The organism is Marseilla massiliensis (genome assembly GCF_023336985.1).
Classification (GTDB): Bacteria; Bacteroidota; Bacteroidia; order Bacteroidales; family Bacteroidaceae; genus Prevotella; species Prevotella intestinigallinarum.
In genome coordinates, this window is sequence record NZ_JAMBLP010000003.1 from 1 (window position 1) to 26,230 (window position 26,230).

A 26,230-nucleotide genomic window follows, 5' to 3' on the forward strand; every position below is an offset into this window, starting at 1 on the left:
CTCCGCTTCGTGCTGGAGGGCGAAAGCGAACAGGACTATCTGGAGTGGTGCCGTGCGCACGGCACGGACCCGTCGGACGAGTCCGCCGAGTTTTATGTGGAACAGACGGACATCATGCAGATGGAACGCCAGCTAATCGACGACGGGGACTATGGCATCTGGAACTAACCCGGCATCTGCCAACTCCGGCCAGGCGGCCATAGACCGCTTCGCCGAGATGATGATCGGGCGCATGGAGCAGATGAAGGCGTCCGACTGGAAGAAGGGCTGGATAGGCGGAGCGTCGGGATATGCGGGTCTGCCCCAGAACGTGGGCGGACGCAACTATTCCGGCTCCAACTCCTTCTTCCTGCAGCTCCACACGGCGGCCAACGGCTACGACCTGCCCGTGTTCCTCACCTTCAAGCAGGCGCACAACCTGAAAGCCCACGTGCTCAAAGGCGAGAAGGCCTTCCCCGTCATCTATTGGGACATGCTCGTGAAAGACAAGGACGGCAGGAAGGTCAGTTCGGAGGAATACCGGGCCATGAGCAAAGAGGAGAAGGAAGGCATGGAGGTCATCCCGTTCGTCAAGGCGTTTCCCGTGTACAACGTGGCGCAGACCAACCTGGCCGAAGTGCAGCCCGAACGGATGCAGAAGCTCATGGACAGGTTCAGGCTGCCCGAACTCCGCGACACGGAAGGCATGTACGCCCACGCCGCGCTTGACAGGATGGTCGAAACGCAGGGCTGGGTCTGCCCGATACAGGCGGACAAGCGTGTGGACGGGGCGTATTACTCGCCGGGACAGGACATCGTGGTGCTGCCCATGAAGGCGCAGTTCAACATTGGGAGTACGCCCGATGAAATCTACCGTGGCGGCATGGAGTTCTATTCCACCATGCTGCATGAGATGGCCCACTCCACCATGACACCGCAGCGGCTCAACCGCGACGGCATGGGCAGGTTCGGAGACCCCAAGTATGCCAAGGAGGAGCTTGTCGCCGAACTGACGGCGGCGATGATAAGCCATTCGATGGGCTTTGACTCGAAGGTCACGGACAACTCGGCCGCCTACCTGGATTCGTGGATCGGCGTGTTGAAACAGGAGCCGAAGTTCATCGTCTCGGTCATGGCGGACGTGAACAGGGCTTCGGACATGATACTCGACCATGTGGACAGGCAGCGGCTGGCCTTGAACGAACAGCCCTATTTGGCCAAGAACGACCCGCTCGCCCCGCTTGCCCCCGGCGAGGAAGTGCCCTTCAGGAACGCGGCCATCGTCAAGACACGCGGCGGCGACTACGCCATCCGTGCCTCGTATGACGGCGTGGAGCTGGGTCTGAAGAAGGTGTCGAAAGGCACGGCCCGGACTTACTTCCAGCTTACGGACTACAAGGACAAGGCGGCCTTCCTGAACATGACAGCACGCAAGACCTTCGGACCGGAGATTGCCATGATGGGCAGGACGCAGGCCGTAAGCGCCAAGATGAGTATCTAATCCAAACAAAGTAATACCGTATGCCGGACTACAAGGTAAACTTCAAGGAACTCAAGTCACGTGTCGGCGTGACCGATGTGGCCTACGCCCTCGGCTACCGCCTTGACCGCAAGGCCGGCGTGGGACGTTACATCGAGCTGGTATTGGGTGACGGACGGGAGAAGCGTGACACCATCATTGTCAGCCATCCCAACGACAGGGGCACCCAGACGTTCTTCCGCCGGGACGGCTCCAAAGGGGATGTCCTGACACTTATCCGTGAGAATCTGGGTGCCTTTTTCGTCACCGGTAAGGACGATTGGCAGAAGACTGCCAAGGTCATGGCACGCTTCGCCAATATGCCCGAACCGGAATACAATGATGACCGGGAATATGTGAAGTCAGTCAGGGCAGCATCTGCCTTTGACGCTTCGCGCTATGAGGTGAAACGAATGGATGTAGAGCATATCCCTCCAATCTTCCGCCAACGGGGCTTGTCCGATGAGACAGTCAGGTGTTTCGCGGCGTTCATTTTCCTCATACGGGACAAGCGGAACGGGAATTTCGACGGCTACAACATCGGTTTCCCCTATACCGGTGCGGACGGCCAGGTGAAGGGCTACGAGATTCGCGGCTATGGCGGCTACAAGTCAAAGGCGGCAGGTACGGATTCCTCCTCGGCGGCATGGGTGGCCGACTTCTCCGGCGGCAATCCCGAAGCGGTCAGGAGCGTGTTCTTCTGTGAGTCCGCCTTCGATACGATGGCCTTCCACCAGATGAACAGAGGTCGGCTGCACCCGGATGTGGCATTGGTCTCCCTCGGAGGGACATTCTCCGACAACCAAATTGCCGGCGTGATGGGGCGTTTCCCGAACGCCAAGGCTTTCGATTGTTTTGACAACGACATCGCCGGACGCATCTACGGGCTTCGCATGGTTGGTCTGATAGAGGGCGTCCCGATGAAAATCAGTAAGGCGGAGGACGGTCTGCAAGTGGAAGCCGAGGGCAAGACCTTCACCGTCAATCCGGCAAAGCCGTTGGCCTCACAGCTTGCCGCGCACCTTCCCGTCCGATACCTTACGGGGCAATGGCTGCCGCCCAAGGCGTTCAAGGACTGGAACGACTGCCTCCTGAACAAACCGGTGGCTCCGGTTCTCGCCCCATGCAAGGAGGAACGTGACCGGAACCTGGCGGAGCGGAGAAAGGGAAGCCTTAAAATGTAATGTAACATGGAACGTATATGAAAGCAATCAGACTGAAAATAGCTACTGGAGCATTTGCCCTGTGGCTGGCCGGAGGCAATGCCGTCCCGGCGTTCTCCCAACAGATAGACCCGGCACTGACCGGAGCGGTGACGGCGCAGACGCTGGAACTGAAGAGCCTGCACAACAAGCGCAGGAAGACACAGGAAAAGATTATCGCCGCCGAAGCCGCCGTGACGGTCGCCCTCGACCGGGTACACAGCGTGGAGGACAAGATGCTGGAATACCTCTCCAACGCGCAGGGTGCGGTGCAGAACCTCTACCAAATCAAACGTGCAGGGGAACTGGTGACGACCGAGATACCGCAGAACTGCAGCCTGCTGCTCAAATCGGTGGGGAGCAACCTCAAGGGCACGGCGATAGCTGCCATCGTGTCGGACGAGCTGACGGACGCGGCCACGCAGATGGCTGCGCTCTATCCGTTCATGAAACAGCTCGTGACTTCGGGCAGCTACGATGTGGCGGGGGCAGACGGGAAGAATGAGAAGCACAAGGTCAACCTGCTGGACTCTTCGGAACGCTACTACATCGCCAACGAGGTGGTGACAAGGCTCGAAACCATCAACACCGACCTGTTTATTCTGGCTTGGCAGGTGCGCACGCTCTCCTGGAACGACCTCTGGTTCTCGCTCGACCCGGAAGGATGGGCGAATGTGATGTCCGGCAAGAACATCATCGGCGGCATCGTGGCCGACTGGAAACGTGGATTCAATTAGGATTTTATCATCAAAATAGTGTATCATAATCATACAGCAATGGAAACAGAAAAGAAAATCATCGGCCGCTGCCCCTTGTGCGGCGGCAATGTGATCAAGACCTGCAAGGGCTACCGCTGTGAGCACAACATTGGCGACAGCCCTTCTTGCGTACTGAACATCAACGCCATCATCGGCAACCGCAAGATGGCGGACGCGGAGGTGGCGGTACTGTTGGAAAAACGCCGGATTCTATTGGACGGCTTCGCCAGTAAGGAGGGCAAGACATTCCCGACCGTGCTGGAGCTGGCCGACGACGGCAACATCCTGATGCAGCCGGTCATCGGCAGGTGTCCGCACTGCGGAGGGGAAATCCGTGTGGGAAGCCGGGCGTTCAACTGCTCCAACTATGCCAACCAAAACGCGCCCTGCTCCTTTGCCATCTGGCGCAACATCGGCGGACACCAGCTCACCCTGGAGGAAGCCGGGGAAATCTGCGAGAAGGGCATCACCTCTTCGGAACTGGAAATGTACCGTGAGGACGGCAGCATCTACCGCAAGCGGCTCGGCGTGTCACCTGACAAACTTCAAATCGTGAAGATATGAGACCGGGGATGAAGATTTGGATAATACTCGCCTCCATCGTGTTGTTCTGGAGCGGTGTATTCTATTTTGTATGCTGTTCGGACAATCTGGACGGCCGTGCGGCGGACATGGCCGAAAAGGCATTGAAGGCATCGGTGCACAATCCCGAATCCATACGGATATTGGCTGTCAGCAAGCCGGATTCCGTGTTCGGGCATACCTACATTACGCAGGAGGAAAAGATGTCCCTTTCTCTGGCTATGGTGGAAATCAACAGGAAGGTGATGGATGTGACGGACGGGCTGGAGAACTTCAATCCGGACGACAAGGAAACGGCAGCCCTGATGGAGCGGCAGATGTCAGCCATGTCGGGCCTGAGGCGGCTGATGGACTTCAGCGGCCCGCTTGACGGGAGTCCGCAACCGTTCTCCGGCTGGAAGGTCAAGGTTGACTTCGAGGGTGTGGATGCGGACGGCCAAGGCTATCATTCCGAATACTGGTTCATCCTGGACAAGGAGGCGCAATGCGTGGTGAAGTCGTTTGAGATACCCTTGCCGTAGAAGGCTAAGAATTTTGTTCCCTAATATGTTGGTATCCCGGTGTCATCGGTTGTGGCATCGGGATTTCCTGTTTTTGAACCTGTGGGCGTTCCGCTCCGGCGGATTTTCCGCTACAAAGCAACGGAAGGCCGTGGCGGCGGCGAACGACGCTCCACTTGCCTGCGTGGAAAGCGTCCGGCAGCCTTCCGCGATTTGTGCCAAATCGGGTATTCCGGCCTCTTTCCACTTGTCCCGTCCGCCTTTTGCCCCTTGCACCTTCCGTCATGCCGTATCGTAAAATCCCGGAGCGGAAGCCGCAAGGCTTCAAACAAAAGGGAAAAAGATTAGAACTTCAAAATTCAGGCATTATGGCAATAAAACTGATTGACAGAAAGGAAAGTGTCAGCTACAAGGGCTGTATTTACGAGCTTACCTTGTTGTGGGACAGGGAGAGCGTCCGCAAGTGCTTCTGCGGTATGCCGCCGTTCTTCGCCCACATCCGCAAGGACGGAGCAAACTTCGCCACCATCAACTGCTATTCTAACGACAACGGGCGGTTTGTGGTAAAGAAGTTCATGCCGTCCCTACTGGCAAGGCCGGACTGGCAGATACGCTTCGACAAGGACATTAACACCATACCGCTTTTGGAACTGCTGACAGGCCTGCCGATTTAACCTGTATGGATTTATCTATAAAAAAGCAAGGACATATGAAAGGAACAGAACATTTCAAGGAGATTATCAAGGGTTATCTTGACCAAAGGGCAAAGGAAGATGAACTATTCCGTGCCAAGTACGAAACCACGACACGTACCATTGACGATGTGGTGACTTTTATCCTACACGAAGTTAAGAACTCCGGCTGTTGCGGTTTCTCGGACAGCGAGATATATTCAATGGCGGTACACGTCATAGACGAGCCTGACCTTGAAATCGGCAAGCCGCTGTCCTGTAACGTGGTGGTAAACCACCATATAGAGCTGACGGAGGAGGAAAAGGCGGAACAGAGGGTACTCGCACTCAAACGCTATCAGGACGAGGAGCTTCGCAAGATACAGGCACGCAATGCAAGGCCGAAAGCCCACAAGCCGCAGACTGACAGCCAACCGACATTATCACTCTTTGACAACTTTTGAGCCATGAAACCGAGGAACAGATTTGAAAAGGCGGTGGCGGCTTCCAACGGGAAGCTGACCGTCCTCAGCCCCAAAGCCGTTGAATGGGCTGTAAGTAATGTCATTGTACATATCGCATTCCGCACATCCGGCCACAACTGCATGTGCGGCGACTGCGGAGCGAAGTTTGACCATAAGGGAAAAGGCAAGTCGGTATGCTGTCCCCATTGCGGACACCGCTTGCAGGTAAGGGACACGATGAAGCGCAAGGAGGTGCAGTCCGCCTACTTCTCTTCCCTTGAAGTGGCGGACGGCCTGCAGGTGCAGCGTGTGTTCCTACTGAGAGCTTTATGCCGGAAAGGGATGAAGTTGAAAACGTCCTGCATGGAGGTGTGCCGTCTGTGGCTCAATGCCGAGGGCAGGATGGCGGTGACATCAAGGGCAAGGACATTGGGCTGGTATGTGGACAGCTTCAATTGGTGTACAGGAATTGACTTGAAGATTTTGTCCGAGGTGCATTGGGTGATTTCCGATACATACGTTTACCCACGTTATAAGGTGCTTCCTGAATTGAGGCGCAACGGCATGAAAGGCAGGCTTCCCGATGGCTGCCATCCGGCAAGGCTGATGAAGGCGTTGCTGACGGACAGCCGGATAGAGACGATGATGAAGTCCGGGGACTTGCAGGCCGTGGCTTACTTTGTGAGCCGTCCGCTGGATTTGGATGAATGTTGGCAATCGTACAAGGTAGCTGCACGGCATCATTACCGCCCGTCCGACTACGGCCTGTGGTGTGATACCGTCCGCTTGTTGGAGCAATGCGGAAAGGACATCCACAACGCCAAGTATGTCTGCCCCAAAGACCTCAAAGCCGCCCATGACCATTGGCTGAACAAAAGGAACAAGGCGGAGGAAAAGCGTAGAAACAGGGAACAGATGTTGAGGGCCAAGGCGAGGGAGGCTGACTTCTACCGGGAAAAGTCACGTTACTTCGGGATTGTCATCAGCGACAATGACATTGAAATATCCGTACTTGACTCCATCGAGGCTTTTCAGGCCGAGGGAAGCAGCCTTCACCATTGTGTGTTCCAATGCGAGTATTATGCCAAGGCGGACAGCGTTATCCTGTCGGCACACGACCGCCAAGGCAACCGCATTGAGACCGTGGAATTCTCATTGAGTCAGGGCAAGGTGGTACAGAGCCGTGGGCTGTGCAACTCCAACACGGAATACCACGACCGGATTATAGGACTTGTAAACGCCAACGCCTACCGCTTTCTTGAGGCGAGGACACCGGCATAAATCCTTGAATGTCCTGACCCCGGCCTGCGCCGTGAGGCGCGGGTCGGGATTTTTGGAAAGTTCAGAGTCTATAAATCATTCACTGTTTCTGCCCATATTCTGCTAAATTTATATTCTCAAATATGACATTGTTCCATTCGGGATCTTCTATGACATTAATGTCGGGAAGTAAGAAATCCTCAATGTCTGGATATTTAGTAAGTATTTGTTCATCATTCAGTGATAATCGATTACGAATCTTCTTGAAAAATTTTACTTCCGAATATTCTATTTTGCTGTCAGCATATATTGTCTGAATTGCCAAATCAATGATTATCATCTGCTCCTCAATTGAAAGTTTCTGCGCTTCTAATTCTTTAAGATACTGCTTCAAAAACAAAACTCCTTTTTCATTAATAGCTGCTACATAATCATTTATAATTGCTTCTATGTTTATATTTCTAAATGATTCTTGTTTGGAAGTTATGTCATTCACTAATAAAACCTCTTCTTTTGCAATATCACCATCGCAAGCCATACAGCAAAAGATGGTTTTTAAGTATAATTCATTCGTATTCATATCGTTTATGTTTTATTTAAATCCTACCTTAGGTCTGTTTCCAGGCTCTTTAATTTCTTCTCCATTCATTTGTGCTTTTATTTCTTCATAGCGTTGAAGTTCTTTTATATCCAATGATGGTCGAACAGCTGCAATAGCATCTCTTAGAATAGTCATCGTTATCTTTGAACGGCTTTTGAGGGCGGTACGAGCTGCGTTATTTACAATGAGTTGTATATCTGCGGAAACATAGTTTCTTGTGAGCCTAGACAACTCGTCATAATCCAAACCAAAGTCATACGGTCGATTTTTAAGATAAAGTTCAAAAAGAGCTTTTCGAGCAACTTCATCAGGAACTCCGACATAATATTTCTTATCTAAGCGACCAGCTCGCAATATAGCCGGGTCTATCATGTGGGGATAATTTGTTGCGCCAATAATGAATATTCCTTTTTCTCCAGTTCTATCCATCTGAGCCAACATTTCATTAACGGCACTTTTGGACATTTCATGTACATCCCCTTCACGATTGGGAACCAACTCATTAATTTCATCGATAAAGATGATGGTAGGTGCATTTTCCTCAGCTTCTTTGAACATCTTGGCGATGTTCTCTTGTGAAGCATTCACATAACGACTTTTAAGTGTTGCCGGTGTAACAAACATAAAATTGAAACCAACTTCTTCGGCAAAATGTTTGGCAAAAAAAGTTTTTCCACATCCGGGAGGACCATACAGCAGCATTCCATTCGGAATTGTAACACCATAGCGTTGGTATTCTTCAGGATGATGCAATGGATCTATTACCTCTTCCCGAAGTTGTTCTTTGAGTTCATCCATACCTGCTATCGCAGCAAAGCCCGAACCTTTTACGATATTCACAGGTTTAGATGAACCTCCGGATTTGTCTTCTGCTCCTGATGAAAGAATTTTTCTCTTAGTTGATTGTCTTGAGATTTTTACTTCACCATCAATAGCTTTGATAAAATCTTTAGCTGTTTGGAAGCGGTCTTCTGAATCCTGAGACAATGATTTCACAATAATATTGATGAGTTGCTCATCCAATTCAAACATTTCAATGTCGGGCAAATCAAGTTCTTTTTGACGTTCAGATAGAATAGCTTCTACTTTATCGCTGTTTGAAACACGAGATAAGTCAATAAACCATGGTAGTTTGTCATAAAGCAAGAAATACATCATTGCGCCAACAGCATATAAGTCTGTCTGAACTGAACAAACTCCCGAAAAACGCTCCGGTGCTAAATAAAATGCGTTTAAGTCCGTCAAATCAGGTTTGCCATTCTGTTGGTTGAGGTAACAAGCATGGCCAAAGTCTATCAATTTAAGCTCTTGTAGCCCACCGACAAGATTAAGCATTACATTTTGTATTGTAACTTCGTTATGAATGACTGGTATGGGAAGTGAATGTATATAGTCCAATGCGCCCAATACATATTTTGCTACTTGCTTTATTTCGTACACACCAAGTGAACCAGTACGTATAATTCGTTGTGAAAGTGTTTCTCCACTGATATACTCTGTTACAAGGTAAGCCCATTGACTGCCATTTTTCATAATTGAACCGGAATCTATATAGCTACATAGATTAGAATGATTAAACTGCTTAGAGATTTCAATTTCCCTCATCGTTCCTTTATCATTCATTTGCCAACGACTTACTTTGCTATAATTGATAAGCTTCAAAAAACGAGTTTTCCCAGTATCATCCTTAACACGGTAAGTTTCCGCATAAGAACTTTGCTTATGCGGAAATGTTACTGTGTAGTTATTAATTTTATCTCCTTTTGAGTATATCATGATTTGTAAAATGAGTTAAATAATAACATAAATGCTTGTCGATTTCCTAAATCAGAAAGAGGAATTGAACTTATATTTCCTTTTTCAATTAACCCAAGGAATTTCTTTGAATGATTTTCATGCTCTACAATCAATTGACCATTAGAAATATAGATGTTTTTCGTATTGCTTTGATTGTATTTAACTCCATAAATATCAATATAATCACGACAGACAGCAATAGCATCACTATAAATGCTATTATCTTTAATAAGTGGAAATTGAGTTATTGGGGCATTCTTGTGTTTATTGAAAAAAAGTAACGTCCATATTTTTTCTAATTCTTTCATGAAACAATATTCAGGACTCGCTCCCTCTGGATTCATTGGGTCTTTTGGCGATTTATCTGAATATGATCCTGTCGTCGTATATGCAATATCATATGTTTTTCCATCAGGATTCAGTTTCTTATAAAAAGAAAAATAATAATCCGTGCCTGAATATGAAAAATTCACCTTTTTCACACATTCTCCTGTAAATAGATATGATAAATCATCAAATTGCCATATCTGCTTATTGGCAATATTGTCTCGTCTACCAGAAAATTCTATTATAGAAAAACCTTTGTCACCAATAAAATAATCTACACCGGAAAAGGATGTATTATAAACGGCCAAGGTTATAATACAAATGACAATAGTAATGATAATTCCCCAAATGTAATGTTCATAAAGAAACCCCCAATATAAAGAAAGACTTATTATGCAAAAAAGCATACCTAATATTTTTCTTTTTGAGGTTTGTTGAGGTGTTAATGGATATTCTTTGGGCTCTGTTGTATCGCAATACAATATATTCCCAATATTTTCGGGAATATATTTGTATATAGATTTACCAATATGCAGCTTCTCTAATTGATCTATTTTCCAATTTTTATCCATAAAGCAAGTTTGTTATTTTAATAAACCTCCCGCATTAGCAGCCTCTTCATCAGGTAATAAGTTAAGAATACCTCTTGCTATTGGCAATAAAGCTTCAGTTGATGGATTGTTGTTGATGATTTCCAGTCCACGATTAATAAGTTGACGAGCACGACTAGCATCTTTCCAAGGATGGGAAGAGAATGTTTTATTATAGTCGTCTATCAACCCTATGCACTGATACATCATAGTAAGTTGGAAGAACAAAGTATTGATTTGCTCAAGGAGCTCATGGCCGACCTTGACATTTTTTGAGCGAATAACTTGATCCACTTGTGAGCGTAGATTTTCTACTATTTGTCGAGATTTATCATTACCCAACTTTTCTTGCGCTTTTTCAAGCCTTTCAAACTCTTCACGCAATTCAGATTCCACTCGTTGCCATTCAGTACCTTCATCAAGGTCTTCAATCTTACGAAGCACTTCTTTCAGGTGTTGGAGTACCATTTTCTTTTCCGAGCTATTCTTAGCTTCATCTTTGACTTGTGCTAATTCTCGTTCTACATCAGTGGTAGAAATACCTGATGCATTCAGACGGTTTATATTTCTTTGAGCATCAGCTATTCCTTTTTGGATGCTATTATCGGCATCTTCTATAGACTGTTTTTTACTCGTGTCAAGAGGCTTTTCAATTGTTGTGTCTGTGGTTGGGAAATGGGCTTCAAGTATCATTTGCTCGGATGAGTCAACTTTCAGTGTTATATCAACTACACTATCTGAAGGTATAAGCTGTTCCACTTCATCGCCTGTTATAACAACATCTCCTACATGTTCATAGAGAGATACCGGACGATTTTCAGCTTCACTAAAATCATCCACCTGATAAATGGGTATTGTTAGTACATCACTGTCCACACTTGGACGCAATTGGCTGGTAGTTTTTAAGTTATTAACAACACCTGTTGCCGGAACCGGCTTGTTCTTCTCTAAACCGCGAGCCATACGGAACACTGCCCGTTCTTTATTGGAGTCCCAAACGGCAATACCTATATTATATGGCAGAGGAGCAGCTCCTACCTTTGAGCCTTGAATGATTGTTATCTCATTAGGAAAACATGGAAGAGTGTTACCCTGAATATCATAGCAAACAACATCAAACGAATTCGGTCGTCCTTCTAAAAGATTAGCCTCAATTACATTACCGCTCTTGTCTATGTCTGTTTTACCACTTGACCAAGCTTTATCACTGCGAATTAGCTCTACAAATACATTGTTTTGTTTAGCATCAGCAGATAGTTTTACGCTTACCCATTCTGTAGTTTCCACGGATGTTGCTTCATATCCGACTTCAAGTTTTACAGTTTCTATAGTGAAATCTTCATCGTTCACTTCAGCTTCCATTGTTGATGCATATAGAGCTGCCCCGGTAGCTACCGCCGTCATGGGGTCGATGCTTGTATCAACATTTGGAGTTATTTGCTCTTTCAACATCTGCCGAATGAGTGGAGAATGAGTCGGACCACCAACTAATATTAACTTATCAAGGTGAGATGAATTAAGATGATTGCGCTCTAAAAGATTTTTACAAATGTCTACCGCTTTTTGGAAATAGGGTCGCATCACATCAAAAGCGTCCGCTTGGGTAATAGTAATATCTAGTTCGATTTCTTCACCCTCTTCATCCTCTCCAAGGTCACCAAGATTAGAAATAATGTCTTCGTGATCTTTGAATGAAAGCTGGTTCTTCACTTCTTCAGCGTATGTTTTCATGGCATCACGAAGTACCTCTTTCTTTTGATTGTCAATTAGATAACCATCTATTACATAATTTTTCTGTAAATAAGGTATTATGATTTTGTCCACAATGGCATAATCTAGATTCTTACCACCCAAATAGTTATCTCCTTCTGTATCGAATACTTGCATGATGCCATCTTCTACTTTTAGCAAAGCTGCATCAAATGTACCACCTCCGAAATCGAATACCATCCAAATGCCATTCTTAGTGTCAGTTGAAAGTCCGTAAGCCATAGCTGCTGCAATAGGTTCTTGCAACAATTCGCAACGCTTGAAGCCTGCCATTTTTGCGGCTTCCATGGTAGCTGTCTTCTGATTTACGGTAAATTTTGCAGGTACAGTAATTACTACTGAGGATATGTTTTCATCTGTAACATATGATTTTAGCGTCTTCAGGACTTCTGCAGAAAGTTCTTCCGAAGTAAATTCACGCTCCATATAACTACTTGAATATTTAGTATCTGTAGCCATCGTGCGCTTAAATTCGATATAGGTATTTGATGCTTCAACGTGCCATGACTTTGTTGCACGGCGCTTATCACTCTTCATATTGTTGTATGCGCCATCACCTACTTTCACGGATTTCTTTTTGTTGAAAGATACACATGAGGGCATGGTATCTTTAAGAGTGTCACTTTTAATAATAACTGGTTCACCTTTTTCCATGCGGCAAATAGCCGAGTTGGTTGTACCAAGGTCAATGCCGTAATCAATCTTTAAACGTGCCATATTGTATTTTTTAGATGTTTTGACTTACAGTGATTTGAGCAGATTGTATCATCTTGCCATTGTAATTAATTTGTGGCTTGGTGACTCCGGTAATTATTTGCTCACCTTCTTTTAATGTTTCGTCAGGGACGAAATTCGCAACCACTTTCATACCTTCATTATACGGTTTACCAAGCATATCGATTATTTCATATCCATTTGCTTGAAAATTATTTTTAATGCGTTCTACAGCTTTAGCCAGTTGTTTATACCCTTTTACAGAAGCATCCATTCGGGATAGGTTAAGCTCTATGCGGACTATTTCATCTGCTACTTTAAGAGCTAATGAATGGTCCGCTTCTGTTGAGACAATTGTAGAAGTAGCGTTCATTTGTTTTTCCATTAAAGCCAGCATCTGATTATCCAATTTTACGGAATCTTCCTGCATCTTGGATTGTGCAATTCGCAATGCTTCTTGGGCTTTACGGACTTCACTCATAGATGTATAGTCTTTGCGCCTTTTCACATAAAGGTACCCGCTGAATCCCAAAATTGTACAGAATAATAATATGCCACCCCACATGGTACGTGAGTCCATCTTTACAAGATTGGTGGCAATATTGGTGTTAGTTTCTCGTATGTCATTCTTAAAAGATATTCTGTCTTCAGATTGTGTCTTTTCAACGGCAATTATACGTTCGTTCAAAGTACCTAAATTCCCTTGTATTGAGTCTTGAGTTAATATAATCTTTTTATCTGTAGCAGACAAACGTAGGTTTATTCTATGTTGTTGCTTTATGCTATTATTTAAGCGATTGATGTCTGATTCTATGGCATCAAGGCGAGCATTTTGTTTCTGCAACTGTTCTTTTAAATTGTCTGCATTTATATTGATTGCAGAAATAAACAATGTTGCAAATAGTATTATTTTTTTCATTTTTTGTTTCTCTTTAAGTGTTCAACGAATATATCAAGCATGATTTTTATCATATGATTTATTTTTTTATGTCCAGTAAGTTTTTTAACAAGTTTCGGAGAGTATTTATAATAAATCTTGATGAATTGTCTTCCCCAATGTCTATCAGCAAGATAACTATCTCTAAATTCTCTCAAAACCATTACCCGTGGATGGTCGTAATCGCCATACACCATTGTTGCAATATAACAGCCGCCAGAAGGATTTAATCTGTTGTCTATGCTCATTAAAGTGTTTTTATTTCCGCTGTAGTAGTTTCTGGTTTTTGTATCCATATCCATGTTTCCTATTGTGGACATAAGTTTTACAGCATCACTTATAATGCTTTTGAGTTTACTATTATCCCCTATGGATATAGTTTGCTGAAAATTTACGACATTAACAAGAGCATTTATAGCAGAAGAGGCAACAGCAGAAGATACGTTCATATACAAGTTGCTGCCAAAGCCAAGTTTACCTTTCATGCTATTTAATAAAGGAATGCATTTGTCTACGATTCGTGCTATATCAGGAATTCCTCTACCAAACGACGTTAACCCTAATAAAGGACTTTGAGCGGATTTTTCACCTCGAAGTTCTTCTATGTATGTTGTAAGTTGTGCTAATTCTTTGCGTACCAAATATTCTTTTCCAATACTTTTTAGTATGTCAACATTTTCTTTACATCTGTCTTTGGTTAGTTTACCGACAGCTATTGACAATGCGTAGTTTTGTAGAATCATAGCCTTCTGTGGCGCATCATCGTCTTCCGTGTCATTGAAATAATCAATACCACACTGGAGAATTTCTGTCGCGAGTTTGTCGGCAATCGTTTGATAACGTATGTCAGAAACCGGCAAAGATTTTTTGATTTGGTTCAATGCGCTTTTAGTAGAAGCCATTAATTTTTCTCCTGCTTTGAATCTGGCTTGCGGACCTTTACCCTTTGAGGATTTTGCTAAATCTATGGCTTCTTTAATGGAATCAATTAATGGAACAATTGTTATTTCCGATATATAATTTCTCCATTCCGTGTTGGTGAGCGTGTCTATGAACGGTAAAAGGTTTACACCTGATTTAGCCAATGAATCAATGAACATTTTCCAAAGTGGTGTTGAAACAGGCATTGCCTCACCAATAATTTTTGCAATAAATTCTTCTGAGAAATTAGTATATAGGTTTTCTGCGTATTGAATGGCAGAGTTCCAATCGTCATTGATAATAGAAAGCAAAAAGCGATTTTGAAGAGAAGACACATCGTTTTTTTTCTCCCAAATAGATTTTGCCATATCCATATTGCCATTGGTCAGATGATTGAATGCGATACCGTCAAGTGAAGTTACATTCATCCACCAGAATTGAGCGAATCTGATTTGTTCTATTGGGAGTGTCAGTTCGGATTCTGCGTTAGCAACCGTTTCAATCGAACGGTCTATGCTTGGTAATATATTGAGTAAATCCAAAGGAAAAGATACAGACTTACCTACTTTTAAGTAAGCATTCATCTTTGCCTTATTGGCGATACGCTCTTTGGTTGGCGAATTTGAATAAACTCCCAAATAGCGATAAGGATTTTTATTAATAATATCCATGCGTCAGCGATATAAACTATTGTCAGCTGACTCCATTGCTGGCATACTTTTTAATAAAATCCTTTCATACATATAAAAACGTGGAGCCAGTCTGTCACTCGTTCCACTATGTAAGGCCTTCGCATTGCCCAGTTAATCGAAACGAGCAACGCCGAAAGCCCCACGCTGATGTAATATGTATATGACCTAATATCTAACCGACCAAATCGGAAAAACATAACGGCTGTATACTATACACCCAATGGGGCGTCTCTCGTTGCTTGGTTTTTGATTAACTGTAAGAGTTTGCGAAGTTCTACATAGTCAAAACCAAAGCGTCAGAAACGCCTTTAACATGTATGTCCCACCCATAACCTCATCTCTTCTAAAGAGACAACAGCGTGGGTAGACAGATGCAAAGATACTACTTTTTTGCGAAGTACATTGTTAGAAGCCATTAAATATTAAATATTAAACATCAAGAGTGATTATTCTCGCACAAAAGCCATATTAGTTGATTAACTTTAGTTTTTGTACTTATAATGAAGTAGAAAATGCGCTTTTAAAAATTAAAAGATAATGTGAATCTACCTTATCCGACATGACGAAAAGTTAAATAATAAAGCCATCAAACTTACTCCGCGCCAATGACACCAAGTAAGTCCTGCTGACAGGAATTTACAATGGTCTGGGTAGCCCAAATCTGTTGCCATAGAGAGAACCTGCAAGACTTCGCTACGCTCCATTTTGTAGGTTCTCACAATGGCAACGGTTTTTGGAAAACAGATTGGGCTTGGATGCTATCCTATAAATAGGACTTGCTTTATGGAGTTTTTCTTAGCCACCTTTGGACATCTTGGCCGGGTACGTTTTACCGTGCAAAACTACTGCGGACGGGAGAAATGTCAAGTACCGCCACGGGCTTTCGGCAGGAGGGCTTGACGGAAGCCTTCCGCAAATTTTCTCGTTCCTCCAAAATTGGGGTATTCCGTCCGCACTCTCCGGCCTCATACTTGCCTTATTCTCCCTTGTGTCCGCAGTGGCTATTTGCACGTAAAACGGTCTTCCCGACCAAGAAGCTCAAAGGAGCTTCACAAAAGGGAAAAGTATCAGATTTCACCAATTCTTAAAACACAAGGAATTACGCGGACAAGAAGAATGATTATCGAGCAAGGCCGGAGAGTGGGCATATGCCGCTTTCCCGACTTCCACAAGAGCGGAAGCGTCAGGGGCATGAAACGGCTGTACTACGGCAAGGACTGCCTGTTGGTACGTTGTGCAGCTACATCTACAATGTTTCCGCCGAACCGAGAATTTACTATCAAGCAACCATCTAAAAACTTTTCAATTATGTATGAGACGGATTTTCCCGAATACGGGCAGCAATGCGAACTGGTCACACCGTGGCGTGGCTACCATCGTGGAACCATCGTGGGCAGGACTGCAAAAGGCTTTATCGTGCAGTTCAGCAGCGGAGCGGAAATAGAAGTGTATGACGATGAAATAGAATTTGACTGATATGTGCAGACTGATGACACCACAGTTGGAGGAAGCCTTAAAAGGCTATCCTCTTTATTCCCAGGACGGCAAGGGAAAAGAAGCTGTTTGCCGTGCTATCTTCGCTCTTGGAGCGGTACGCTGGTTCATCCTTGAAGGTGAGAAAGAGGGAAACGACACCATTCTTTATGGTATCGTGGTAGGACTTGCGGAGGATGAATACGGCTACATATCGCTTAACGAGCTGTCGGAAGTGGAACTTGACCTTACGGCGCAAGGCTTGGGCAAACTGCAAGTAAGACAACAGGAGAATTTTACCCCTACGCCGTTAAAGAACTTGCAGGACTTCCGCCTGCAGCAGTTTCTGGTCAGATTTGAAAGTTAAAACAACCCGTCAGCCGTGGTGCAATCAAGTACCACGGCTGACATAAACATCAGTAACCATGCGAACGAGAAACAAGATTATAAAGGAAGTCATCCAATGTGCAGAGGCAAACGGATGGCATGTGGATGCCGAAAAACAGCAGGACAAGAATATCGTCATCTTTGAGTTTTCCCAATTTACTCCTGCCGGACAGGATTTCTTCTTTTCGGCCACGATGCAAGGACGCAGCCTTGAAAGTCTAATAACCGACATGGAAGAGTATTACGAGGGCTTTGACGCAGACTCGGAAGCCTATCTGTGGCTGGACGGCAACGGACACGGCAAAAACGGCGCACCTTACCGAATGAAGGATGTGCTGGCCGACATGGAAGCGGCGGAGGATATGGTCTGTAAGCTGCTTGAAGCGGTCAGGGACTTGACAAGTTGAACACAAATACAAACATGGCCTGCCATATCTCCATTGGTGTGGCAGGCTATGAAATTTTCATCCTATCTCCGTTTACGACCTTTTTTCGGTAGTCCAGCGGTCTTGTAGGCAATCAGGTCGTTACCACGGAACTGTATTTTCAAATTGCCCTGCATCCGGAAGAACGGCAACGGCCTTTCCGTATGGGTAATGTAATCATAGATGGTACATCGGTGTATGCCAAGGAAACGTGCCGCTTCGCTCACTGAATACGATTGTTCCGGCCTTATCTCTGAGAACTTCTTGTGTAAATCCATTGCACAAACATTTTTTGCCGATAAAAGTACGCCAAAAGCACATACAGAGTTGCATGTCAAACAATGGAATATCAAAGAGTTAATGGGATATTTTCGGAATACGTGTTCCTTTATCACAAGAACCTTGTTACCGACATAATAGTGTCGTGTGAAAACGTGCCGAATGAGGAGGTATGTTCTCTCGTTTTGAAAAAAACATATATTTGAGAGGTGACAGCGTTGACAAGGAAGTCTGTGCGTATAGTTACCAAATCAAATCATTGCAAGTATTTGTAATACAGAATATTATCTTATTTCTTTAAAAAAAGAAAGAACAATATATGTTCTCGTGTTTGTCAACCGTTGGCAATGCATCTCAAAGCGCTACATCAAAGTGACTACCTTTGTCAACGTTTGTCAACGCAATAATCTTATAGAAAATATTTGATACGCTGTGACTTATCCTTTGTCAACACCGTCAACACCTAAATGCGTGCTTATTATATTCTGAAATGCGCTTAATAAAAAAAGGCCATCCGAAGATGACCTTTCAGTGTATGTCTTATGATTTTATTCTTTCCAAAGCGGTTGACTTTGCCAGTTCTTTACAAATCCCATGGCCGAAGTGTCTACCATGTGATATTTTGACAATAAGGCAACAAGACGCTGCTTGAATGTGTTATTGGGACGGATAATGTCTACAAAGTGTTTCAAGATGCAAAGAGTGAAGAACACACGTCCTTGTTGCACGTTGTTGTCCACCCAAGGGCGCAACGGCCTTGTCATGGTCAATGCTCGCAAAGAAAGTGAACGGTTCCACAACCTTGCATGGTGGCAGCATGAATTCCGGGTCAGTGTGACAATGGTCATCCATGAAACGAATACAGGAACGGTCAGGCCAAAATACCGTGCAATTTTTTTGCGTATCTGGTTGCTTGCGATGTTCTCATACAGTCGGGTCAAAGTACCCAAAGGTATTATCTCGGCAATCATCCATGAAGGAGGGTACGGGTCATCATAGGACTGCTTGAAATGGAGTATGAAATCTTCACGGCTGGTTTGTATCTCCTTATCAATAAGCGCCAAAGTCTTGTTATATTTGTCACTATGGGCAAAACGTGAAGGATTGGTCATCCAGAACACGTCACCGGTCTCAGCACATACGATATTTGTAATTGTGCTTCGGACAGCTACCTCTATGCGCTCAATCTGGTCAAAAACAAGTTGGCGAAACTCCCTGTCAAACTCGTATAGGCTTACGGCACTGCCTAAGGTGCTTCCACTTTTGTATCTGTGTTCAGATTTGGGTACTTTAAGAAAAGGGTACAAATACCCGGACAAACGATAATAGCCTACCGACCGCAATATGCTTTCGGCATCATCTATATCTGAACAGTCCAAACCTCTGTCTTGAAGAATGGTCAAAAGTTCGGTTGGAGACGAATAATGTTTGGTGTATCTCATATAAAAATAAAACGACCCGCCGATTTAAGCATTGTTAAGAGGCTTGGCGGGTTCTTGTAGTGCAAAGATACGAATAATACTTGATACTACCAAATCCTCTACTGCTTTTTTACTGTAATTTCTTCACAATCCCTATGTAGAGATAATTATTAACCTGTATAAAGCTTCATTCTACTATCTTTTATGGTTCTTGACACATTAAAAAGGAAACTCTTTCTGCATGGCTACTTCTGATGGAAGATTTGCATCTTCTGCACTGTCGTATTCCTCTACAGTTTCTTGGGCATCTGTTATTACTTCTGTTTCAAGGTCAAGCCCAAACATATCTTTCAACTGCTGGTAATCAAAGCACAACGCTTTTGGGCGGTTGACCTTGACCTTTTTGACCTGTTCGTTGCCAACTATTTCTATCGTATAATCGGGCATACCGTTTGGCATGAGTATGGTGAACCTGTCCTGCTTTAAACCTAGATAGGTAGGATGCGACTTCAAATAGGATAGGATGGTTGACCAATTAGAACGGTTGGTGGTGACATTCGTATTCCGGCTGTTGAACAACGAAGCCACCGCAGCCATATTCAAATACAAGATAGGGCGTGCTTCCTTGAACTCTATATCCTCTTTCGCGGATATGGGTCGGAAACTCCGCATATACCGGATGCGGTAATGCGCCTTTTCCACGCATTTGCCTGAAGTCTGGAATCCTTGCAGCATATTCCAAAAATCGGCGACCTCCGAACTTTCCTGTGCCAACTCATTTTGGTTTCGCAGCCCCCTGAGCGAAATGTCGAACAGGTCAGCATAGCTGAAAGGCACGTCTATCACGGTTTCCAATGTTCGGAACGCCGCCAATGGTATCACCCAGTTGCCGAAAATACGGTCATGTATCTTTTCGTTTTCCAGTTTTGCCGCCAATTCGCGCTTTGTGATGGAGTAAACTTCCGGGAAGTTTTTCTCGAACAGTTCCCTATGGTTTAACACTTCGACAGCAAGATGCGACAGCCCCATATTACACACGGTCACCAAATCCTCGTAATGGCTTTTCTCTGTCTGATTGAATGAAGTTTTGGAAAAGCCAAGAAAGATGACACGGGTGTACAGTGCCATATCCTGCGTAGGCTTATCCTGACCGCAAAGTACCACGCCTGTACTGACAATGGTCTGTGTGGCCATACCGTCTGTGTTCGTATTTTTCTTTGTCTGGCCACCGCCTCCCCAAAGACCTTTCAAATAAGCAATCTTACGAATGTCGAGGTCGTTCTTGTATTCATCAAGCACTACGAGCGTGTTGACCGCCTGCGAAACCCTGTCGTTCATGGCAGGGACTGTTGAAACGCTAAGGTTGGGCGGATCTACACCGTGTATGAAGAACGCCTGGAGCGAGGTGGCAAGGGTGGTTTTTCCAGTTCCTTTCTCACCGAATAGGTTAAGAATGGGAAAATGTCTTGTACGGCGGAAAACTACATCCCGGAACAAAGTGGAGAGTAGATAGCAGAAAGCGACGGTGGCGTTCTCGCCGAACACCTCCACCAACCGTCCTACATAATCATATAGTTTTATGCCGTTCCAGTTCTCATGTACCATCAGCCGCTCAAACTGAAATATCTCCAGATTGTGGATGTATATCTTTGAACAGGCTGGAATATAAAAAGCCTTTCCGTTCACGCCACGGACAATGCCAAGGTCATCGACTTTACGGAAAGTACCGTCTGTCAATATCCCGTTCCCAAAAGCAAAGAAACCCTCCGTGGCATTCCATCCCAATTTGCGTACCCGTTCCGCCGTGTCGGTTTTGGAGTACAGGTATTCTTTGACACGGTTGAGTTTGTCTATCTTGGCTAGCCACACATAGTTGCCCAGCGAGCCGACCTTTTGCTGGAAGCTGTTCAGCGAACACAATTCGGACTCTCTCAGCTCAATGACACGGCATATATTATAGGTGTTCCGCATGCGGAAGATGCGTGTACCGTTGTTCTCGTCCTCGATGTGGAACAGCGGTTCCATGATGAAATTTGAAATCCTTGACGGTTCCTCATCGTCATTCCCGGTAGCATAGTAACAGTTCTCCCTGATGAACAACCCATGTTGACGTAACAATTCCGCTTCACGCTGCTTTTCGTCCAATGGCGTGAGTTTATCTTGCTTTTTCCGCGCCTCTCCACGGGCTTGCGTTACGGCATCACGCCACAGTTTTGCTTTTCCGTAAATTCTGGCCAGTTCATCAATGCACTGGTTAAACACCAGCTGGTCTTTCACGTAGCGCATCAAGTCGGCAATTTCCGACACGCATTTCCGTTCTTCCACCAAAGAATCCGCTATAAGGAAGCGTTTCTGCGCCAGCCAGACAATAAACAGTTTTTCTTTCAGTGATGTGTAATCCTCCCGGCAATGAATGAAACTGTCTGCGTCGTTCTTTCCGGATTTCACATTCCAGCCGTTTTCACCGTCGGGGATTTCGGCAAACGGCAGTTCCCTTACGGTTACATGGAAACCTTTCCTGACAGCTGTTGTCCCGTTTGCCATGACCGCCTCAAATCCCGGCCCGAAGGGCTTTCCTTCACAGATATCGGAATCGGGGATGAAGCATAATGAAGACGTGTACTTTTTCAGTTGCTCAAACTGGCTGTCCGTCCATGCTGTACCCAATGCGGCCACGGTATTGTCGTAGCCGACGGACTGCATACGCAACACGTCAGGCGCCCCCTCCACGATGATAAAGTATTCCGCACTGCGTTCCCGGCTCGCCCGGTTTATACCGAACAGGCATTCCCCCTTGGCATACACCGCGCTGTTTGGTGAATTGATGTATTTCGGTGCTTTCGGATTGTTTCCGATGTAACGGGCGGTATAAGCGATGATGCGTCCCCATCTGTTGCGTATGGGAATCATTATCCTGTGTCTGAACATGGCATAGACACGACAGTCATCTCCGCGCCGGAGCAGACCCAGCTCGAAAAGTACATCCTCGTCCAGTCCTTTTGTCCGGCAGAACTCCATGAACGCACCTCCGTCACGCGGCGCGTACCCGATACCAGCAACCGAACAGAACTCTTCCGGCCATCTTCCATAAGCATATTCACGGGCAAGGCGGCTTTCATCACTGTCAGGCATCAGCAGGCTGCCTACAAAGAAGTCCTGTACATGGCCGAGTATGGCAAGAAGCGTTTCCTTGTGCTGAATCTTTGCGACTTGCTCCTTGTCCTGTCCTTCCACATACTCAATGGGAATATTGTGCCGTCTGGCCAGGAACTCGATGGCTTCCATGAAGGAAAGGTTCTCTTTCTCCATGATGAATGTGATGGCATCGCCGCCACGGTTACAGCTGAAACAGTGGAACAGGTTCTTTCCCGGACTGACAGAGAAAGAACCTGTCCGCTCCTCATGGAACGGACAAATGCCCATCAGGGTCGAGCCTTTCCTTGACAGCCTGACATACGGCTCCAATACATCCCCTATGGCAAGCTCCCTGACCTTGTTGATTGTTGACTCGCTTATCATAAGGTGGTCAGGATTTTCCAACAGTCAATTATGGACTGGCCGGAGTATTTTGGACGGCTGGCATTATCGGGATTAAGCGGCTTGATATAGCCGCTTTCCTTATATTTTCTAAGCGTCTTGTAACTGACACCCAGTTCTGCGCAAGTACGCTTGACCGAATAAACCCCTTCCGGGTCACATGTTGGCACTAATTCTCTCATCCGCTATATTTTTTTTCGTATGCCAGTTCCGTAGGTCTCATAAGTTACAGCACAGGCATATCCTGATATTGTTTTCTTATTTCTTTGCATCTAAACTATTTCTGTTTATATCGGAAGAAGTGTTGTCGAAATAGTCCTGTACCGTGCGTTGCAGGAGGCGGAGGTCAGCCGTCCTGTATTCCACTTTGCCGGGTCTCTTGTAGCACACCACTTTCCCTTGCCGTCTCCATCTTTCGACATTCCGACGGCCGAACATCTCATAAGCCTTTCTCTGACTGACAAATTCCGGATCGGCATTGTCGGATTTCAGGTACTTGACAATCCTTGCCGCAAGGTCATTCAGAAATGTGTCATAAGGGATTAGACGGTCTAAAAACTGGAGGAACTGCATAGATCCAGGATTTACAAGGTACGCATTACGGTAATGGTCTGTTTCTCCCTGTCCGTCCGTGTCTTAAACTGACGGTTGTAGATGGCACCAAGTTCTGAGGCTTGGGTTCGGACGCTTTTCAGCCTGGAGATGTGGAAGGTGATTTCATCGCCAACTTCGAGTGCGACAAGCGCAGGACGGATTTTTTCCATGTTTTCTGCCATAATATTTGTTTGTTTAATGATTAATGTTTAACTTTGTAGTCGCTAATTCAATTTATATCATCGGCAAAATAACATAAAAAGGTTTATATAGCCAAATATTTGTTTGATAATTGTTGATTTAATATTGCAATTTAAGGTTTGACCCATGAATATAGACATAAAAGACGTACATGTGGGGCAGGCTATTGACCAACGCCGCAACGAACTCGGTCTTTCTAAGTCCGAGCTTGGGCGCAGACTTGGCATCCCCCAACAGCATATCAACCGCCTTCTGGAAAGGGAGACGATGGAGACCAAGCGGCTTGTCAAGGCTTGCAAGGCGTTGGACTTTAATTTTTTCGCCTTGTTCTGCCCGGTCAACCCACAGATATCCGCATACCTCGCGGCAGTAGCATTGGACGGGGGAGATGCCAATAACAACATTGGCGATAGTGGTCTTGCAGCCCAGCTTACCGCTGAACAGGCCAAGGTGGAAAACTTGAACGGCACTATCAAGCTATTGAAGGAGCAGATAGATAGCCTGAATGCGCAAATTATCCGTCTGGACTCCAATCTGAAGGATAAGGACGCCATCATAGAACTATTAAAAGAAAGGAGGTAATATCAAAAGATAAAATCACCAATCGTCAAATTACCACGCAGCATCACGGGATTTTTATGGCGATTCAATGTTTCTCTTTTGCAGAATGAATTGTATTGCTTGATTGATAGCACAGACAAATTACATACAAAACGTATATAAGATATTGATAATAAGTTTTATATTACAGTGGCTCAAGCTGCAATAGAGAATTAAGATACATTTGAGACAAGAACCTCACGCAAACGCCCTTAAACGCATACAAATCACATACGAAAACTTTCTAACGCATTGTTAGTCAGAAAAGTATTAAAGAGGCGCAGGCTGCGGTAGAAGATACGCTCTAAGTAGCTAAATAACAGTATATTAGGCGGTAAGCTCTTATACGATAGGGGTTTACCGCCTATTTGTTTCTACACGGTTTTACATGGTTTTCGTGCAGAATATGCAGAAAAGTTTACCAAATATTTACCTGAAATCAGGTGGCGGTTTACCTACGGTTTACCAAGTCTAATAAACGTCATTACAGGAAGTTACAGATAAAAACGAACTTACAGTATAACAACATCATAAAACTATTGGAACATGGCTACATTTAAGGCTTGTGTGAAAGCAAAGAGGAAAGACGGCTTTTATCCCGTCTACATCAGGGTGATACACCACAAAAAGGTGGCTTATATCCCCACTGACAAAATGGTAAACGACAAGGGACTTAGTAAGTCGGGAGAGATTGAAGACCCGTATGTGATGCAGTTTTGCACGAACCGCATAGTGGAATACATGGAAATCCTTAATAGGGTTGATACAGAACACTGGACTGTAAAAGACATCACAGACTACCTGAAAAGCGGATATAACGACATCTGTTTCTCGGACTATGCTCGTAAGCACATTGACAGGATGATAGACAAGGGAGAGCAGCGCAACGCGAGGAACTACGAGCTGGCATTGCACCACATGGAGCGGTTCGCCGGTACCACGAAAGTGATGTTCTCGCACCTGACATCGAACTTCGTGAACAGGTGGATAGAGAGCATGGAACAGACGCACCGGGCAAAGGAGATGTACCCTATCTGCATGAGGCAGGTGTTCAAGGCGGCACAGGTGGAGATGAACGACTACGACAACGGTATTATCCGCATCAAGACTAACCCGTGGGTGAAAGTGAAGATACCGAAAGCGGACCGCACGGAGAAGTTGGCCATCACGCCGGAGGCTTGTCGGGAGTTCTTCTCGTTCCCTTTGCCGGAGAGCAAGATGAAATATCCGCTCATGGAGCTTGGGCGCGACGTGGCGATGATGGTGCTTTGCCTTGCCGGTATCAATACGGTTGACCTGTTCAACCTGCGAAAGGAGGACTACCACGGAGGAATTATCCACTACCAGCGTGCCAAGACAAAGAAGTTTCGGGCGGACGGTGCGTACATGGAGATGCGTGTGCCGCCTATCCTCTTGCCTTTGTTTGATAAATATGCCAACGAGGACGAGACGGACGACCACCTGTTTGTGTTCAGCAAAAGGCACACGACGAATGACAGCTTCTGCGCCAACGTGAACGGCGGCATAAGGCAGATATGCCGTGCTATGGGCATGACAAAGGACGAGGACTATTCGGCGTACACGTTCAGGCACACGTGGGGAACGGTGGCGCAGAACGACTGCGGAGCTTCCATCAGCGAGGTGGCGTTTGCCATGAACCACAGTAGCGGTCACAAGGTGACGCGCGGCTACATAAAGCTGGACTTCACTCCGGCATGGCTGCTGAACGAGAAGGTGCTTGACTTCATCTTCTTCACCGACAAGCCGTCTGTGCGCGAGCGTCAGGAGGAAGAGCCGCATTTCCGCTTGTCGTTCCGCTATCAGGTTCACGCTGAGGCTTACTTTCAGGGAAAGAAGCTGGCGGAGCTTACCGACACCGGCTACAACAATGTAGACGAGGTTATCGCCAAACTGGCGTCGCAACTTCCTGACGACATACCGCCACGCTCAATGGTGATGTTCAAGGTCGAGAACATGGACAAGGGACAGACCGTAGTGTACCAGCGAATGAAAGGTAAAGGGTTTTAGT

The 26,230-nt window shown here is 45.7% G+C and carries 25 protein-coding genes; 13 read left to right on the top strand and 12 right to left on the bottom strand.

Annotated elements, in window-relative coordinates; genetic code table 11:
- The first annotated feature begins 151 nt into the window (after positions 1-151).
- The 8 genes from M3089_RS02700 to M3089_RS02735 all read left to right on the top strand — a co-directional run bounded on the left by M3089_RS02700 (position 152) and on the right by M3089_RS02735 (position 6,956).
- A complete protein-coding gene (locus tag M3089_RS02700) occupies positions 152-1,480 on the top strand; it encodes an ArdC family protein (RefSeq protein WP_249081606.1) in 1,329 nt (442 codons plus the stop codon).
- A gap of 20 nt (positions 1,481-1,500) precedes the next feature.
- The gene (locus tag M3089_RS02705; protein WP_249081608.1) at positions 1,501-2,682 is read left to right on the top strand and encodes a DUF3991 and TOPRIM domain-containing protein; all 1,182 of its coding nucleotides are present in this window, start codon (positions 1,501-1,503) and stop codon (positions 2,680-2,682) included.
- Between the two features lie 17 nt (positions 2,683-2,699).
- A complete protein-coding gene (locus M3089_RS02710) occupies positions 2,700-3,437 on the top strand; it encodes a hypothetical protein (protein WP_249081609.1) in 738 nt (245 codons plus the stop codon).
- Between the two features lie 39 nt (positions 3,438-3,476).
- On the top strand, positions 3,477-4,022 hold the full coding sequence (locus tag M3089_RS02715) for a topoisomerase C-terminal repeat-containing protein (RefSeq protein ID WP_249081610.1): 546 nt from the start codon (positions 3,477-3,479) through the stop codon (positions 4,020-4,022).
- Positions 4,019-4,561: a hypothetical protein gene (locus M3089_RS02720; RefSeq protein ID WP_249081611.1), complete on the top strand. Its 543-nt coding sequence runs from the start codon at positions 4,019-4,021 to the stop codon at positions 4,559-4,561. Before M3089_RS02715 ends, M3089_RS02720 begins: the two co-directional genes overlap by 4 nt.
- A 347-nt stretch (positions 4,562-4,908) precedes the next feature.
- Positions 4,909-5,214, top strand: coding sequence for a hypothetical protein (locus tag M3089_RS02725; protein ID WP_087251012.1), 306 nt, complete (start codon positions 4,909-4,911; stop codon positions 5,212-5,214).
- A gap of 35 nt (positions 5,215-5,249) precedes the next feature.
- Complete coding sequence (locus tag M3089_RS02730; RefSeq protein WP_151858582.1) at positions 5,250-5,675, top strand: PcfK-like family protein; 426 nt, start codon at positions 5,250-5,252, stop codon at positions 5,673-5,675.
- A 3-nt stretch (positions 5,676-5,678) separates the two neighbouring features.
- Positions 5,679-6,956: a PcfJ domain-containing protein gene (locus tag M3089_RS02735; protein ID WP_249081612.1), complete on the top strand. Its 1,278-nt coding sequence runs from the start codon at positions 5,679-5,681 to the stop codon at positions 6,954-6,956.
- A gap of 79 nt (positions 6,957-7,035) precedes the next feature.
- Here M3089_RS02735 and M3089_RS02740 read toward each other — a convergent pair whose 3' ends face one another.
- The 6 genes from M3089_RS02740 to M3089_RS02765 are packed head-to-tail and all read right to left on the bottom strand — an operon-like array spanning position 7,036 to position 15,263.
- Positions 7,036-7,515 (bottom strand): tellurite resistance TerB family protein, encoded by a 480-nt coding sequence (locus M3089_RS02740; protein ID WP_087250990.1) that lies wholly within the window; start codon positions 7,513-7,515, stop codon positions 7,036-7,038.
- A 12-nt stretch (positions 7,516-7,527) separates the two neighbouring features.
- A complete protein-coding gene (locus M3089_RS02745; protein ID WP_087250987.1) occupies positions 7,528-9,312 on the bottom strand; it encodes an AAA family ATPase in 1,785 nt (594 codons plus the stop codon).
- Positions 9,309-10,232: a hypothetical protein gene (locus M3089_RS02750; protein ID WP_249081613.1), complete on the bottom strand. Its 924-nt coding sequence runs from the start codon at positions 10,230-10,232 to the stop codon at positions 9,309-9,311. Before M3089_RS02750 ends, M3089_RS02745 begins: the two co-directional genes overlap by 4 nt.
- Positions 10,233-10,244: 12 nt before the next feature.
- Positions 10,245-12,737, bottom strand: coding sequence for an Hsp70 family protein (locus tag M3089_RS02755; RefSeq protein ID WP_087250983.1), 2,493 nt, complete (start codon positions 12,735-12,737; stop codon positions 10,245-10,247).
- Between the two features lie 10 nt (positions 12,738-12,747).
- Positions 12,748-13,653 carry a hypothetical protein gene (locus tag M3089_RS02760; RefSeq protein ID WP_192916499.1) on the bottom strand — a complete coding sequence of 302 codons (906 nt, stop codon included), beginning with the start codon at positions 13,651-13,653 and terminating at the stop codon, positions 12,748-12,750.
- A complete protein-coding gene (locus M3089_RS02765) occupies positions 13,650-15,263 on the bottom strand; it encodes a CFI-box-CTERM domain-containing protein (RefSeq protein ID WP_140406970.1) in 1,614 nt (537 codons plus the stop codon). The genes M3089_RS02760 and M3089_RS02765 overlap by 4 nt, the downstream gene beginning before the upstream one ends.
- 1,329 nt (positions 15,264-16,592) lie before the next feature.
- Here M3089_RS02765 and M3089_RS02770 point away from each other — a divergent pair.
- Genes M3089_RS02770 through M3089_RS02780 form a run of 3 tightly spaced genes read left to right on the top strand, consistent with a single transcriptional unit; the run spans position 16,593 to position 17,551 of the window.
- Positions 16,593-16,760: a hypothetical protein gene (locus M3089_RS02770; protein ID WP_022384503.1), complete on the top strand. Its 168-nt coding sequence runs from the start codon at positions 16,593-16,595 to the stop codon at positions 16,758-16,760.
- 1 nt (position 16,761) lies between these two features.
- Positions 16,762-17,124, top strand: a complete 363-nt coding sequence (locus M3089_RS02775; protein ID WP_249081614.1) for a DUF2958 domain-containing protein — start codon at positions 16,762-16,764, stop codon at positions 17,122-17,124.
- Between the two features lie 58 nt (positions 17,125-17,182).
- The gene (locus M3089_RS02780) at positions 17,183-17,551 is read left to right on the top strand and encodes a hypothetical protein (RefSeq protein ID WP_249081616.1); all 369 of its coding nucleotides are present in this window, start codon (positions 17,183-17,185) and stop codon (positions 17,549-17,551) included.
- Between the two features lie 62 nt (positions 17,552-17,613).
- Here the strand turns inward: M3089_RS02780 and M3089_RS02785 are convergent, their stop codons facing one another.
- From M3089_RS02785 to M3089_RS02810, 6 genes are all read right to left on the bottom strand, one after another.
- Positions 17,614-17,847, bottom strand: coding sequence for a helix-turn-helix domain-containing protein (locus M3089_RS02785; protein ID WP_087207574.1), 234 nt, complete (start codon positions 17,845-17,847; stop codon positions 17,614-17,616).
- 549 nt (positions 17,848-18,396) lie between these two features.
- Positions 18,397-19,290: an Abi family protein gene (locus M3089_RS02790; RefSeq protein WP_087207575.1), complete on the bottom strand. Its 894-nt coding sequence runs from the start codon at positions 19,288-19,290 to the stop codon at positions 18,397-18,399.
- A gap of 198 nt (positions 19,291-19,488) precedes the next feature.
- On the bottom strand, positions 19,489-22,788 hold the full coding sequence (locus tag M3089_RS02795) for a CHC2 zinc finger domain-containing protein (RefSeq protein WP_249081618.1): 3,300 nt from the start codon (positions 22,786-22,788) through the stop codon (positions 19,489-19,491).
- Positions 22,785-22,988, bottom strand: coding sequence for a MerR family transcriptional regulator (locus M3089_RS02800; protein ID WP_087331214.1), 204 nt, complete (start codon positions 22,986-22,988; stop codon positions 22,785-22,787). The genes M3089_RS02795 and M3089_RS02800 overlap by 4 nt, the downstream gene beginning before the upstream one ends.
- 76 nt (positions 22,989-23,064) lie before the next feature.
- Complete coding sequence (locus tag M3089_RS02805) at positions 23,065-23,379, bottom strand: hypothetical protein (RefSeq protein WP_249081620.1); 315 nt, start codon at positions 23,377-23,379, stop codon at positions 23,065-23,067.
- An 11-nt stretch (positions 23,380-23,390) separates the two neighbouring features.
- Positions 23,391-23,582, bottom strand: coding sequence for a hypothetical protein (locus M3089_RS02810; RefSeq protein WP_087207580.1), 192 nt, complete (start codon positions 23,580-23,582; stop codon positions 23,391-23,393).
- A 145-nt stretch (positions 23,583-23,727) separates the two neighbouring features.
- Between M3089_RS02810 and M3089_RS02815 the strand changes: the two genes are divergently transcribed.
- A complete protein-coding gene (locus M3089_RS02815) occupies positions 23,728-24,183 on the top strand; it encodes a helix-turn-helix domain-containing protein (RefSeq protein WP_087207581.1) in 456 nt (151 codons plus the stop codon).
- 564 nt (positions 24,184-24,747) lie between these two features.
- Positions 24,748-26,229: a tyrosine-type recombinase/integrase gene (locus M3089_RS02820; protein ID WP_249081621.1), complete on the top strand. Its 1,482-nt coding sequence runs from the start codon at positions 24,748-24,750 to the stop codon at positions 26,227-26,229.
- Position 26,230 lies beyond the last annotated feature (1 nt).